This window comes from Massilia aquatica, assembly GCF_011682045.1.
In the GTDB taxonomy this organism is placed as follows: Bacteria; Pseudomonadota; Gammaproteobacteria; order Burkholderiales; family Burkholderiaceae_D; genus Telluria_A; species Telluria_A aquatica.
This window is the reverse complement of the sequence record NZ_VVIW01000004.1, coordinates 371,468-386,143: the sequence shown is the minus strand read 5'-3', so window position 1 is coordinate 386,143 and position 14,676 is coordinate 371,468. Positions and strand designations below refer to the sequence as shown.

Here is a 14,676-nt window from a genome sequence, read left to right as displayed (position 1 = left end):
TTCTAGTGCGCGCCCGGCCCTGGAAATTCCTGAATTCTCATCCTTTCTGTCACTCACGGAGTGTCCATGCACTACTCATTTACTGAGAAGAAACGCATTCGCAAGTCATTCGCGAAGCGCGCCAACGTTCACAACGTTCCCTTCCTTCTGGCTACACAGCTCGAATCCTACGAGAATTTCTTGCAAGCGGATACCATCCCGTCGACCCGCAAGAACGACGGCCTGCAGTCGGCTTTCACCTCGATTTTCCCTATCGTGTCGCACAATGGTTTTGCGCGTCTCGAATTCCTGTCGTATGTCCTGGGTGACCCGGCTTTCGACGTCAAGGAATGCCAACAGCGTGGCCTGACGTTCGCGTCGCCGCTGCGCGCCAAGGTGCGTCTGGTGATTCTGGATAAAGAATCGCCAACCAAGCCTGTGGTCAAGGAAATGAAAGAGCAAGAAGTTTACATGGGCGAATTGCCGCTCATGACGACCACCGGCTCGTTCGTCATCAACGGTACCGAGCGTGTCATCGTCTCGCAGCTGCACCGTTCGCCTGGCGTGTTCTTCGAACACGACCGCGGCAAGACCCACTCATCGGGCAAGCTGCTGTTCTCGGCACGGATCATTCCGTACCGCGGCTCGTGGCTGGACTTCGAGTTCGATCCGAAGGACATCCTGTTCTTCCGCGTCGACCGCCGCCGCAAGATGCCTGTGACGATCCTGCTGAAGGCCATCGGGATGTCGCACGAACAGATCCTGGCGAACTTCTTCGTATTCGACAATTTCAATCTGCGCTCCGAAGGCGCCGAGATGGAATTCGTTGCCGAACGCCTGCGTGGTGAAGTGGCGCGTTTCGACATCGTGGACAAATCCGGCAAGACCCTGGTGCTGAAAGACAAGCGTATCAACGCCAAGCACGTGCGCGATATCGAAGCGGCCGGCATCAAGCACATTTCCGTGCCTGAAGACTACCTGCTGGGCCGTGTGCTGGCCAAGAACATCGTCGATGCCGACACCGGCGAAGTCATCGCTTCGGCCAACGACGAGCTGACCGAAGACGTCCTCGGCCGCCTGCGCGATGCCTCCGTGAGCGAAATCCAGACCCTGTACACGAACGATCTCGATCAGGGTGGCTACATCTCGCAAACCCTGCGTATCGACGACACCGCCGACCAGATGGCCGCCAAGGTCGCCATTTACCGCATGATGCGTCCAGGCGAGCCGCCAACCGAAGACTCGGTCGAAGCCCTGTTCAACGGCCTCTTCTACAGCCCTGAGCGCTACGACCTGTCGGCCGTGGGCCGCATGAAGTTCAACCGCCGCATCGGCCGTGATGAACTGACCGGCGCCATGACCCTGTCGAACGACGACGTGCTGGCCGTAATCAAGATCCTGGTGGAACTGCGCAATGGCCGCGGCGAAGTCGACGATATCGATCACCTGGGTAACCGTCGCGTACGTTGCGTGGGCGAACTGGCGGAGAATCAATTCCGCGCCGGCCTGGTGCGCGTTGAGCGTGCTGTCAAGGAACGTCTCGGCCAAGCCGAAGCGGACAACCTGATGCCGCACGACCTGATCAACTCGAAGCCGATTTCGGCCGCGATTCGCGAGTTCTTCGGTTCGTCCCAGCTGTCGCAGTTCATGGACCAGACCAACCCGCTGTCGGAGATCACCCACAAGCGCCGCGTTTCCGCGCTCGGACCTGGTGGTCTGACCCGCGAACGCGCCGGCTTCGAAGTGCGCGACGTGCACCCGACCCACTACGGCCGCGTGTGCCCGATCGAAACCCCAGAGGGACCGAACATTGGTCTGATCAACTCGCTGGCACTGTTTGCCCGCCTGAACGAATACGGCTTCCTCGAGACGCCGTACCGCAAGGTCGAAAACAGCATGGTCACCGACAAGATCGACTATCTGTCGGCGATCGAAGAAGGCCGCTACATCATCGCTCAGGCGAATGCGACCATCTCGTCCGAAGGCACTTTGTCGGATGAACTGGTGTCGGCGCGTGAAGCTGGCGAAACGATCCTGGTCTCGCCAGAGCGCATCCAGTACATGGACGTCGCCCCAGGCCAGATCGTGTCGGTCGCAGCCTCGCTGATTCCGTTCCTCGAACACGATGATGCGAACCGCGCATTGATGGGTGCCAACATGCAGCGCCAGGCCGTTCCTTGCCTGCGCCCTGAAAAAGCCTTCGTCGGTACCGGTATCGAACGCACCGTGGCGGTCGACTCCGGCACCACCGTGCAAGCCTTGCGTGGCGGCGTAGTCGACTATATCGATGCAGGCCGTGTGGTGATTCGCGTCAACGACGACGAAGCACTGGCGGGCGAAGTCGGCGTGGACATCTACAACCTGATCAAGTACACCCGTTCCAACCAGAACACCAACATCAACCAGCGTCCGATCGTGCAGGTCGGTGACCGCGTCGCCAAGCGCGACGTGATCGCCGATGGCGCATCGACCGACCTGGGCGAACTGGCCCTGGGTCAGAACATGCTGGTGGCATTTATGCCATGGAACGGTCTGAACTTCGAAGATTCGATCCTGATCTCGGAAAACGTCGTCAAAGACGACCGCTACACCTCGATTCACATCGAAGAGTTGTCGGTTGTTGCACGCGATACCAAGCTGGGCGCCGAAGAAATCACGCGCGACATCTCGAACCTGGCTGAAAACCAGCTGGCTCGTCTGGATGAGTCCGGCATCGTCTACATCGGTGCTGAAGTGCAGGCAGGCGACACCCTGGTCGGTAAAGTAACGCCAAAAGGCGAAACCCAGCTGACCCCGGAAGAAAAGCTGCTGCGCGCGATTTTCGGCGAGAAGGCATCGGACGTCAAAGACACCTCGCTGCGCGTGCCTTCGGGCATGGTCGGCACCGTGATCGACGTGCAAGTGTTTACCCGTGAAGGCATCGTCCGCGACAAGCGCGCCCAGCAGATCATCGATGATGAACTCAAGCGTTTCCGCCTCGACCTGAACGACCAGATGCGGATTGTGGAGGGCGATGCCTTCCAGCGTCTGGAAAAAATGCTGATTGGTAAAGTTGTCAATGGTGGCCCTAAAAAGCTGGCCAAGGGCGTGAAGATCACCAAAGAGTACCTCGACGACCTCGACAAGTACCACTGGTTCGATATCCGTCCAGCCGACGACGATGCCGCCACGGCTCTGGAAGCGATCAAGGAATCGATCGCCGAGAAGCGTCACCAGTTCGACCTGGCCTTCGAAGAGAAGCGCAAGAAGTTGACCCAGGGCGATGAGCTGCAACCTGGCGTGCAGAAGATGGTCAAAGTCTACCTGGCCGTCAAGCGCCGCCTGCAGTCGGGCGACAAGATGGCCGGCCGTCACGGTAACAAGGGTGTGGTTTCCCGTATCGTGCCAGTCGAAGACATGCCGTACATGGCGGACGGTACCCCGGCCGACATCGTGCTGAACCCGCTGGGCGTGCCGTCACGGATGAACGTCGGTCAGATTCTCGAGACCCACTTGGGTTGGGCAGCCAAGGGCCTGGGCCTGCGCATCGGCGAAATGCTGAAAGCGCAAGCCAAGGTCGTGGAAATGCGCAAGTTCCTGAACCTGATCTACAACGAAACCGGTAAATCGGAAGACCTGGACAACTTCAGCGACGACGAGATCATGACCCTGGCGCAAAACCTGAAGAACGGCGTGCCTTTCGCGACGCCCGTGTTCGACGGTGCGCACGAGTCGGAAATCCATCGCATGCTGGACCTGGCGTATCCTGACCATATCGCGACCAAACTCGGCATGACACCGTCGAAGAACCAGGTCACGATGTACGACGGCCGCACCGGCGAAGCGTTCGAGCGCAAGGTAACTGTTGGCTACATGCACGTACTGAAGCTGCACCACCTGGTCGACGACAAGATGCACGCGCGTTCGACCGGTCCTTACTCGCTGGTAACGCAGCAGCCACTGGGCGGTAAAGCCCAGTTCGGTGGCCAGCGTTTCGGTGAGATGGAAGTCTGGGCACTGGAAGCCTACGGCGCATCGTATGTGCTGCAAGAAATGCTGACCGTCAAGTCGGATGACGTGAACGGCCGTACCAAAGTGTACGAAAACCTGGTCAAAGGCGACCATGTGATCGACGCGGGTATGCCGGAATCGTTCAACGTGCTGGTGAAAGAGATTCGTTCGCTGGGTATCGATATCGACCTCGAGCGTAATTAATACTGCCACCTCGTCGTTCCCGCGCAGGGCTAGGCGCCCCCGCGGGAGCCCATAGCACCTCGGATCTGCCGTGCTATGGACCCCCGCCTTCGCGGGGGCGACGGCGCAACGCATTGGTGGATGTAATATAGAAGTTCCATCACCTGGAGTGATACATGAAAGCACTGCTCGATCTATTCAAGCAAGTTCAGCAAAACGAAACGTTCGACGCGATCAAGATTGGTCTGGCGTCGCCTGAAAAAATCCGTTCGTGGTCCTACGGCGAAGTCAAAAAGCCGGAAACCATCAACTATCGTACCTTCAAGCCAGAACGCGACGGTCTGTTCTGCGCCAAGATCTTTGGTCCTATCAAGGACTATGAGTGCCTGTGCGGCAAGTACAAGCGCCTGAAACACCGCGGTGTGATCTGCGAAAAGTGCGGCGTCGAAGTCACGCTGGCCAAGGTGCGCCGTGAGCGCATGGGCCACATCGAGCTCGCTTCGCCAACCGCGCACATCTGGTTCCTGAAGTCGCTGCCGTCGCGTCTGGGCATGGTCCTCGACATGACCCTGCGGGACATCGAACGCGTGCTGTACTTCGAAGCATACGTGGTCACCGATCCAGGCATGACCCCGCTCAAGAAGTGCCAGATCATGTCGGAAGACGACTACGCCGCCAAGTACGAAGAGTACGGCGACGACTTCACCGCCTTCATGGGCGCCGAAGGTATCCGTGAACTGCTGCGCTCGATCGACATCCACCGCGATGCCGAAGCCCTGCGCGTGGAGCTCAAGGAATCGAAGTCCGAAGCGAAGATCAAGAAATACGCCAAGCGCCTGAAAGTGCTCGAGGCATTCCAGCGTTCGGGCATCAAGCCGGACTGGATGATCATGGAAGTGCTGCCAGTGCTGCCGCCGGAACTGCGTCCGCTGGTGCCGCTGGACGGCGGCCGCTTTGCGACCTCCGACCTGAACGACCTGTATCGCCGCGTCATCAACCGTAATAACCGCCTGAAGCGCCTGATGGAATTGCGCGCTCCGGAAATCATTACGCGTAACGAAAAGCGCATGCTGCAAGAAGCGGTCGATTCGCTGCTGGATAACGGCCGTCGCGGCAAAGCGATGACCGGCGCCAACAAGCGTCCGCTGAAATCGCTGGCTGAAATGATCAAGGGTAAAGGCGGCCGTTTCCGTCAGAACTTGCTGGGTAAACGCGTCGACTATTCGGGCCGTTCGGTCATCGTGGTCGGTCCTCAGCTCAAACTGCACCAGTGCGGCTTGCCGAAACTGATGGCTCTGGAACTGTTCAAGCCATTCATTTTCAACAAGCTCGAACTGATGGGTCTGGCAACGACGATCAAGGCCGCCAAAAAGCTGGTCGAGATCCAGGAACCGGTCGTGTGGGACATCCTGGAAGACGTGATCCGCGAACATCCGGTCATGCTCAACCGTGCGCCTACGCTGCACCGCCTGGGTATCCAGGCTTTCGAGCCGGTCCTGATTGAAGGCAAGGCCATCCAGCTGCACCCACTCGTCTGCGCGGCGTTCAACGCCGACTTCGACGGTGACCAGATGGCGGTCCACGTTCCTCTGTCGATCGAAGCGCAGATGGAAGCGCGTACCCTGATGCTGGCGTCGAACAACATCCTGTTCCCGTCGAACGGCGAACCGTCGATCGTGCCGTCCCAGGATATCGTGCTCGGTCTGTACTATGCGACCCGCGAAGCGATCAATGCCAAGAACGAAGGTATGCTGTTTACCGACGTCTCGGAAGTGATCCGCGCCTACGACAACAAGGAAGTCGAACTGACGACCCGCATCACCGTGCGTATCGTCGAGAACCCGAAAGATGTCGAGACCGACGAATTCGTGCGCACCGTCACGCGCTACGAAACCACGGTCGGCCGCGCCATCCTGTCCGAAATCCTGCCGAAGGGCCTGCCGTTCTCCGTATTGAACCGCGCCCTGAAGAAGAAAGAGATTTCGAAGCTGATCAACACGTCGTTCCGCAAGTGCGGCCTGCGTGCCACCGTCGTGTTCGCCGACAAGCTGATGCAATCCGGTTTCCGTCTCGCGACGCGCGCCGGTATCTCGATCTGCGTCGACGACATGCTGGTACCGCCACAAAAAGTGACCCTGATCTCCGCTGCGGAGCAGGAAGTCAAGCAGATCGAGCAGCAGTACGCTTCCGGTCTGGTCACGGCGGGCGAGCGTTACAACAAGGTGGTCGACATCTGGGGCAAAACCTCGGACGAAGTCGGCAAGGCCATGATGGACCAGCTCAAAGTAGAAGACGTCATCAAGCGCGACGGCACCAAGTCGACGCAGGAATCGTTCAACGCGATTTACATGATGGCCGACTCGGGCGCGCGCGGTTCGGCAGCCCAGATTCGCCAGTTGGCTGGTATGCGAGGCCTGATGGCCAAGCCGGATGGTTCGATTATCGAAACGCCGATTACCGCGAACTTCCGCGAAGGCCTGAACGTGTTGCAGTACTTCATTTCGACCCACGGCGCTCGTAAAGGTCTGGCCGATACGGCACTGAAAACGGCGAACTCGGGTTACCTGACCCGCCGCCTGGTCGACGTGACCCAGGATCTGGTTGTGATCGAGGACGATTGCGGCACCACCAACGGCGCGCTGATGAAGGCGATGGTCGAAGGCGGTGAAGTCATCGAGCCGTTGCGCGACCGTATCCTTGGCCGTGTCAACGTGCATGACGTCGTCAATCCTGAAACCCAGGAAACCCTGTACGAATCGGGCACCCTGCTCGACGAAGACATGGTCGAAGAAATCGAACGCCTGTCGATCGACGAAGTCAAGGTACGCACGCCGCTTACTTGCGACACGCGCTTCGGCCTGTGCGCCAAGTGCTATGGCCGCGACCTCGGCCGCGGCATGCTGGTCAACGCCGGCGAAGCCGTTGGTGTTGTTGCAGCGCAGTCGATTGGTGAGCCAGGTACCCAGCTGACCATGCGTACGTTCCACATTGGTGGTGCGGCATCGCGTGCGGCAGTGGCCTCGTCGGTGGAAGCGAAGTCGAACGGTACCATCCGTTTCACCGCGACCATGCGTTACGTTACCAATGGCAAGGGCGCCCAGATCGTCATTTCCCGTTCCGGCGAAGTGTTGATTACGGACGACCACGGCCGTGAGCGCGAGCGTCATAAAGTACCGTACGGCGCGACCCTGATCGTCAAGGATGGCATGGTCATCAAGGCCGGTACGGCCCTGGCAACCTGGGATCCGCTGACCCGTCCGATCATTACCGAGTACGCCGGTACGGTTCGCTTCGAGAACGTCGAAGAAGGCGTCACCGTGGCCCGTCAGGTCGATGAAGTGACCGGTCTGGCAACCCTGGTGGCGATCGATGCCAAGCGCCGCGGTTCGCTGACCAAAACGCTGCGTCCGCAAGTCAAGCTGCTCAACGACGTCAACGAAGAAGTCAAGATTGCCGGCACTGAACACTCGGTGGCGATCGGCTTCCAGGTCGGCGCGCTGATCATGGTCAAGGACGGTCAATCGGTATCGGTCGGCGAAGTGCTGGCACGTATCCCGACCGAATCGCAGAAAACGCGCGACATTACCGGTGGTCTGCCACGGGTTGCCGAGCTGTTCGAAGCGCGTTCGCCGAAAGACGCCGGCATGCTGGCCGAAGTCACGGGTACGGTTGCGTTTGGTAAAGAAACCAAAGGCAAGCAGCGTCTGGAAATCACGGACATGGACGGCAATAAGCACGAGTTCCTGATCACCAAGGACAAGCAAGTGCTGGTACACGACGGCCAGGTAGTGAACAAGGGCGAGATGATCGTGGACGGCCCGGCCGATCCGCAAGACATCCTGCGTCTCTTGGGTATCGAAGCGCTGGCGCGTTACATCGTTGACGAAGTGCAGGACGTGTACCGTCTGCAGGGCGTGAAGATTAACGACAAGCACATCGAAGTGATCGTGCGCCAGATGCTGCGCCGCGTGCAGATCGTGGAAGCGGGCGATGCGAACTACATCGTCGGCGAACAGGTCGAGCGTTCGGAGCTGCTGGACGAAAACGATCGCGTGATCGCCGCCGGCAAGATCCCTGCGACGTACGAAAACGTCCTGCTGGGTATTACCAAGGCATCGCTGTCGACCGATTCGTTCATCTCGGCTGCATCGTTCCAGGAAACCACGCGCGTGCTGACCGAAGCGGCGATCATGGGCAAGCGCGACGGTCTGCGCGGCCTGAAAGAGAACGTCATCGTCGGCCGCCTGATTCCTGGCGGTACCGGTCTGGCCTTCCACCGCGCCAAGAAGGAAAAAGAGGCGTGGGAAGTGGAAGAGCGCAAGGCGCTGCTGGACGCTGAAAAAGCCAACATGGCGACCGAGCTGCAAGCCATGGAAGACAACACGGCGGCACAGCACAGCGACGAAGCGTAATCTAGCTTAGACGCACACGAAAACGGCACCGAGGAGCAATCCCGGTGCCGTTTTTTTGTCAATGACCAGAACGCTGTGCGCTAAGCACCACCATGTGCGGATCACTCCTGGACAACAAGGGTACGCTCGACAAATACACCGGCGACGCTGGAATTGATGCGTGCACTGTGATGCCGTTGTCGGACGAGGCATGCTGGCAGATGAGCGCCGAACAATGGCAGTGGCCGGTGTGGACTGGCAGCCGCCTGTGTGCATCAGCTCCAGCGCAGTGGCGCGTGTGAGGACGCAAGCTGTCGCGTTGGTCAACGTGGGACATGCCCTGTAAGCGACATGGCATCAACCCGCCAGGCGCACCCGCCGCCACCAACATCGACCCGGCGCTGCTGGTGAAGGTCCAGGCCTAACTTGGGCGCAAGGCTGAACTGGAGAAGGTTGTCCAGGAGCGGCAACGCCAGGGCGCGCGGTCAGGACCGCCGAAGGACGGGCAGGAGTTGAGCCGCTGAGTTGCATATCTATTTCTTGATTCGTACTGCCTCGAAGAAAACGCCATCCTCTGCAATCATAATATGGTTTTTTCGAATGGGATAAAGAAAATTGCATTTCGCATCAATAATTGTTACCGGATTGGGCAAAGGAGTATCAGTGACATCAGCGCGCCATTCGCGATCAAAGTACTTATCGACATCGTCGACACTTCGGCTATAGGGTGGATGCAAACAAGTTTTTCCGTTAAAAACAAATTTGTCAGCATTGATTATTACGATTTTCCCTATGTACAAACGTGCTTTATGCTCCGATAAACTACTGATTCCCCCGCCCATTACCGACCTTATCTTCCAAAGACCATAGATGTCATCATTTATATCCTTTGCATTTGCGCTTCCTGCGATTGATAAAAAAAATGCCAGCGCCAAAAGACGCCTGATCAATGTCACTAACGAGGTCTTCATTTCTTTTCCCGAAATGGTGCGCTTTCCTCTATTCTGCGGGACACCAGTCCTTTTAATAAAACCATAACAGACTTCCCGTTTTTCTTGGTCCTGCCGTATACCTCGCTGGAAATTCGATTTGTACATAAACTCCGGTTATCATATCAAATTTTCAGACTTGTGGATTAGACAATGTAAAATTCTTGGTGACTGTTCAGCATGAGATTTTTTTTCAAAAAACAGTTGTAAACCTTTTCAAGCCGGCTCTTCATCTTGGTTATGGCAAAAAAACGTACTCCTGCCCACCTCTCCGGCCTTACGCGCGGCGAGCTTGAAGGCGTCGTGTTGACACTGTGGGAACGGCTGGAAGCGCTGGAATCGAAGGTCGCCAAGAACAGCCTCAACTCCAGCCAGCCGCCATCTTCCGATGGCTTGCGCAAGACCAATTCGCTGCGCGAGCCGTCCGGCAATAAGCCGGGCGGCCAGCCTGGCCACAAACGCAGTACGCTCAAGCGGACAGCCGAGCCTACCGTAACGATTGACTACCCGCTGCCGCGCCAGTGTACGCGCTGTCTCAGCACGCTGCCGCTGGCGCAGGCCGTCGTGGCCGAGAGGCGTCAAGTCATTGATGTGCCGGCGGGCGCGTTCGATGTCATCGAACACCGCACGCTCGCCGTCACCTGCTGCTGCGGCCAGGCTCACATGAGCCGCTTCCCCAACGGCGTAAATGAGCCGGTGCAATATTGCCGCAATGTGCGTGCGCTGGCGGTGCATTTGACCCAAGGTCAAATGTTGCCGTACGCGCGCGCCGCCGAGTTGATCGCCGACCTGTACGGCCTGACCGTTTCGCCGGCCACGGTGCTGGCATGCGTGGCCGAGGCGAGCGCGGCCCTGCAACCGACGGCCGACCAGATGGCCGAGCATCTGCGCGCCGCGCCGGTGCTCAACGCCGACGAATCGGGCCTGCGCGTGGCCGGCAAACTGCACTGGCTGCACATCGCCGCCAGCGGACGCTGACATGGTACGGCGTGCATGCCAAACGGGGCCTCGAAGCGATCGAGGCGCATGGCATCCTGCCAAAGCGCTTGGGCGTGCTGGTGCACGATTGCTGGGCTCCGTATTGGCGGCTTGACGATACTCCATTCATGCCCTATGCAATGCCCACCTGTTGCGCGAACTGCTTTACGTGAAGGAAATCACCGGCCAGCAATGGCCCGAGTCGATGATGCAATTGCTGCTCAGCGCCAATCGGGTTTGTACGGCGGCGCGACACCAACAGCGTTCGCTCGACGCCGACGACGTGGCCGCCTTCCGCACCGTGTACGACGCGTTGGTGCGGAAGGGTGAAGCGCTTCATCCCGAAACGGTTCAGTCGCCGGGGCAGCGCGGTCGCGGCAAACAATCGGTCCCGGCCAATCTACTGTGCCGCTTCCGCCTGCACGCCGACGCGGTCCTGCGTTTCATTGGCGATCCGGCCGTGCCATTCACTAACAACGTCGGCGAACGCGCCATGCGCATGCCCAAGGTCAAACAGAAAATATCGGGCTGCTTCCGTACACTCGCCGGTGCCGAGCACTTCTGCGTCATCAGCTCCTGTCTTGACACGTTACGCAAACAAGGCCACAGCATGCTCGCGGTCCTGCAACGCGCCTTCGCCGGCATCTCTATCCCAGTAATTGCTTAGCCGCTGAACAGTCACGCATAATTTAGCTTAGACGCACACGAAAACGGCACTGAGGAGCAATCCCGGTGCCGCTTTTTTTACGTCCATCTTCACGCTGCTGAAGTTGGCAGTACCGTCAGCGGCCAACCCTACTATCAACATGCTGACTTCACTTCTTTGCGTATTGGAATTTTTGCCGCATGTGCTTCCCAAAGCCATGCATCCTCTTCATCCTCACTGTCCGAGAATGAAAAACCGAAGGTATTTTTCGGGTTGATAAAAAGTGATTTGCATCTCTCGCCTATTGAATAGTTCAAGCAAAAAAATAGAACGTCGGCATTGGTCGGATCAATATAGTAGCATAGCGATAATGCCCTGATCGAAAGCTCCGTACTAAAGCACTGACTATATATTGAAGAAACTCCAAAAATATCATCTTCCTCAACTTCAAACCACGGCTCTATTTTCTTGATGGCACGAACATCGATACTCCAGAACGAATTTGCACCAAATTCTAAAATCGTCTCTTCAAAAACAAAATATAGCCGGTCATACATGGGTTTAAATATAGTAATCTCATCACATTCAATATACCCACTTACCAATATATCCTTTAATTCGCTCTTTAAAAATATTTCGAAAAAATTGTCCATTTGCTGGCTGATCTTTCGTCAAAGTCCCCAATCCCTCAAATTTTAACGCACCAGACGCTGTCGCAGTACCAGCGTGCCAGCTCCGTAATGAAAGCCACTCAAACCCATCATGGCGAGGGAAAATATTCATCAGGTAATGCGTTCACTTGCATATCTTTGGTAAGCGATCCTGTACATTCTGGTAGCGCGTTAGTTGGCGTTAACACCACTTCAAACCCATACTTTGCGACGACATACCCGTAAACTGCAGCCTTATCTTCGACTATTTTACGGAAGCCATTAATTGCAACAGAATACAATCCGGGAGAAATAGCAATATCTTGCCATCCTGGCCCCACATCCCAATCCATTAGTACCTCCATGTCAGCAATAACTGCTCTGCCTTTCACGTGAAGGGGGAAGGCGGAGTTGCTTAGCACAATCAAATCCTCGGGTATGAGCGATTCTTCATCAGCCATTCTGACGATAACGGGGTAAGTACTGTCGTTAATGCCCATGATGGGCACCAGAATCCCTTGTTTGACAACCTCATCGCCATCCTCCGTCGTCGTGAATTTTCGATAAAGATTCGTACCTGCCTCAATGCCGGAATAGTAATGTTGGAGGCGCTCTGGATCAAAGATAATGATTCCATTGAAGTCGACGTTAATTTCGAATTGCTGCATTTCACCCCTGCTGTATGAGTTTCCTCGCATCCACTTGTCGGAGCTGGTTTTCCTTGCACTTTTCCCTGCTGTAAGAGCGCAGAGAATTCATCGCTGGAGAATATGTGTCGGAACCCGTCGGATCATGTACGAGTCCAAGCGAAACAGTCACTCATAGATTTTGCCCATCCACAAAATCTGCGCCATGCGGCACCATGGATTTTCCGGGACTGCATAGTATTTCAAGCCATCGGCTGACGCATCCGCCCAGCTATGGGCAGCGTCAAGGAAGTCGCCAAGAGCCGGGTTCTCCCAGCCATTGGCGCCCGGGCCGTAAGGGGAACTTGGATGTTCTTTTTCTTTACGCCGTTCATCCTCCCAGTCCGCGGCAAGCGCTTCCAAAAACGCCAGAAAGGATGGCTCGTCATGGACTTCATCGGCCATTGTCGACAGTTTTACATTCATCATCTCACTCCTTCCAGTGCGCCGGCTCCCGGCTGCTTGCCGTCCATTGTATCGGGCTGCGCGTGGCGGCCTTCGACAGCGCGGCAGCGAGCGCCCAGCGCCGCTTCCACAAGGTCGAGCCCCACGTCTTCCGCGATGCGGCAGGCCCGCATGCCTGCGGACATGCGCTCATCCTGGCACGAAAAATCGCGGAAGCGCAGGCGCGTGTGTTTCCCGAAATACGCAAACTGGATCACCGGCCGCCTGGCCAGCCAGGCAATCAGGGGCCAGTCGAAATCAGCAAACGCTTCGGCCACGTTGGGCGCCACGATATGGTCCTGCTCCCAAGCCAGAAAAGCGTCGAACAATTGTTCGCGCTTGTCGCGTGGATACGCGGTATCGGCCGCGCAGGACGCATGGCAGTCGGCCAGTAATTCCGCGAAACGCGTACCGATCAGCGGGCGGATGACATCGTTGGCGCCATATTGCCGCGTGTAGTGGAAGATGGCGTACGATTCGGCGCAGACCTGGCGGTTAATGCTGCGGAAACGGTCCGCGAACACGGCAACGGCATCGAGCTTTTGCTGGCGCCTGCCGCAGATGCACAGGGACGGCAAGGAAGCGATGCGCGCACCGAGATCTCCCAGTTTAAAATAGCCGGTTGCCCACAAGGACCCGTGCGCCGCGATCAGGGCGAAGGCATGGCGTTTGCCGGATTCGAGGTAAATGCGGTGATACAGCCTGATCCGCTGCTGCAACTCGCGCACCTCGCCGGCCAGCGCATAGCCTTCGTTTCTCAATATTTCGTATGCCGCTGCTGTCATGCTGTCCCCGCCTGCCGATAAGTTTTCGTTACTTACCTGTTTGCAAGCGCCGTGCCATGACTTCGTATTTTTTAAGTGATTGATTTTTATAGGATTGTTGACTGCGCATTCAGTGGGGCTGTCAAGCTCGTGTACAGCAAACGCGGTCTGGCTATCAATGATCCTTACATCGGATCTGGCCCGATGGCGGCGCGATTGCGGCCGCAACGCGCAGGAAGCGGCCAGCATGGGTGCAAACTGGACCGGCTTCCTGGCGCCGGGATCGGTGATCGTCGCCGGTCACAAGCTAAGCCCTGCTCGCCGAGCAATCTCAGTTGCGTTCCGTATGCGCCGAATGGTAAGGTGTGCATTATCGTTCCAATAACATTGGAAAACCGGCAGTCTGCTGTCACGTGTTTATGCAAGGGCTCACTTCATGTATCAACTTGCTCAGCATCAGCAAGAATGTCGTCTTATCGCCTTATCTCGCAGCGGCATCGATCATCACTCCATCGAGGGCTTTGTGCTCGGCTTGTCCGATGAATTGCTGTTGCTTCAATATGTTTCGGATTTCCATCTGGATGGCTTGATGGTCCTCAGAATCGCCGACATTACCGACGTCAGGTGCTCAGCCACCTGCACGTTCCAGCGCGAGTTGCTTGAACACGAAGGATTGCTTCAGCAAGTGCCGTTCGATATTGGCCTCGATCTGCGCAACTGGAACACCGTGCTCGCGCAGTTGTCCACCATGTATCCGCTGATGATCCTCGAATGCGAAAACCTGGACGATCCGGACTTCCTGATCGGCCGGATTGACGAGTTCACGCCCATGGCTGTGGCGATGCAGTGGTTTTCCGGCACCGCCCGCTGGGACGACGAATTGGCCATCCTGGCGTTCGACGACATCACCTGTTGCCAGGCCGGGACAAATTACATCGCATTCTATCAACGCTATTTCGAGCGCACTGCGCACTGA

General features: G+C 57.1%; 11 protein-coding genes. 6 read left to right on the top strand and 5 right to left on the bottom strand.

Features of this window, described 5'->3' with window-relative positions:
* The first annotated feature begins 66 nt into the window (after nt 1-66).
* The 3 genes from rpoB to F1609_RS10255 all read left to right on the top strand — a co-directional run bounded on the left by rpoB (nt 67) and on the right by F1609_RS10255 (nt 8,845).
* Nucleotides 67-4,173 carry a DNA-directed RNA polymerase subunit beta gene (rpoB, locus tag F1609_RS10265; RefSeq protein ID WP_167076332.1) on the top strand — a complete coding sequence of 1,369 codons (4,107 nt, stop codon included), beginning with the start codon at nt 67-69 and terminating at the stop codon, nt 4,171-4,173.
* Nucleotides 4,174-4,328: 155 nt separating this feature from the next.
* Nucleotides 4,329-8,564, top strand: coding sequence for a DNA-directed RNA polymerase subunit beta' (gene rpoC / locus F1609_RS10260; protein WP_167076331.1), 4,236 nt, complete (start codon nt 4,329-4,331; stop codon nt 8,562-8,564).
* A gap of 92 nt (nt 8,565-8,656) precedes the next feature.
* On the top strand, nt 8,657-8,845 hold the full coding sequence (locus F1609_RS10255) for a hypothetical protein (protein WP_167076330.1): 189 nt from the start codon (nt 8,657-8,659) through the stop codon (nt 8,843-8,845).
* A 231-nt stretch (nt 8,846-9,076) separates the two neighbouring features.
* Here the strand turns inward: F1609_RS10255 and F1609_RS10250 are convergent, their stop codons facing one another.
* Nucleotides 9,077-9,640: a hypothetical protein gene (locus tag F1609_RS10250; protein WP_167076329.1), complete on the bottom strand. Its 564-nt coding sequence runs from the start codon at nt 9,638-9,640 to the stop codon at nt 9,077-9,079.
* Between the two features lie 195 nt (nt 9,641-9,835).
* Here F1609_RS10250 and F1609_RS35045 point away from each other — a divergent pair, with 195 nt between their 5' ends.
* On the top strand, nt 9,836-10,510 hold the full coding sequence (locus tag F1609_RS35045) for an IS66 family transposase (protein WP_370661613.1): 675 nt from the start codon (nt 9,836-9,838) through the stop codon (nt 10,508-10,510).
* Between the two features lie 151 nt (nt 10,511-10,661).
* Nucleotides 10,662-11,177, top strand: coding sequence for an IS66 family transposase (locus F1609_RS35040; RefSeq protein WP_267876782.1), 516 nt, complete (start codon nt 10,662-10,664; stop codon nt 11,175-11,177).
* A gap of 134 nt (nt 11,178-11,311) precedes the next feature.
* On the opposite strand, the gene F1609_RS10240 is transcribed toward F1609_RS35040, so the two are convergent.
* The 4 genes from F1609_RS10240 to F1609_RS10225 all read right to left on the bottom strand — a co-directional run bounded on the left by F1609_RS10240 (nt 11,312) and on the right by F1609_RS10225 (nt 13,721).
* Complete coding sequence (locus F1609_RS10240; protein WP_167076328.1) at nt 11,312-11,809, bottom strand: hypothetical protein; 498 nt, start codon at nt 11,807-11,809, stop codon at nt 11,312-11,314.
* Nucleotides 11,810-11,916: 107 nt separating this feature from the next.
* Complete coding sequence (locus tag F1609_RS10235; protein ID WP_167076327.1) at nt 11,917-12,474, bottom strand: hypothetical protein; 558 nt, start codon at nt 12,472-12,474, stop codon at nt 11,917-11,919.
* A gap of 147 nt (nt 12,475-12,621) precedes the next feature.
* Nucleotides 12,622-12,921 carry a DUF7660 family protein gene (locus F1609_RS10230; RefSeq protein ID WP_196785423.1) on the bottom strand — a complete coding sequence of 100 codons (300 nt, stop codon included), beginning with the start codon at nt 12,919-12,921 and terminating at the stop codon, nt 12,622-12,624.
* Nucleotides 12,918-13,721 carry a hypothetical protein gene (locus F1609_RS10225; RefSeq protein ID WP_167076326.1) on the bottom strand — a complete coding sequence of 268 codons (804 nt, stop codon included), beginning with the start codon at nt 13,719-13,721 and terminating at the stop codon, nt 12,918-12,920. Before F1609_RS10225 ends, F1609_RS10230 begins: the two co-directional genes overlap by 4 nt.
* Before the next feature lie 415 nt (nt 13,722-14,136).
* Here F1609_RS10225 and F1609_RS10220 point away from each other — a divergent pair, with 415 nt between their 5' ends.
* Nucleotides 14,137-14,676, top strand: a complete 540-nt coding sequence (locus F1609_RS10220; RefSeq protein ID WP_167076325.1) for a hypothetical protein — start codon at nt 14,137-14,139, stop codon at nt 14,674-14,676.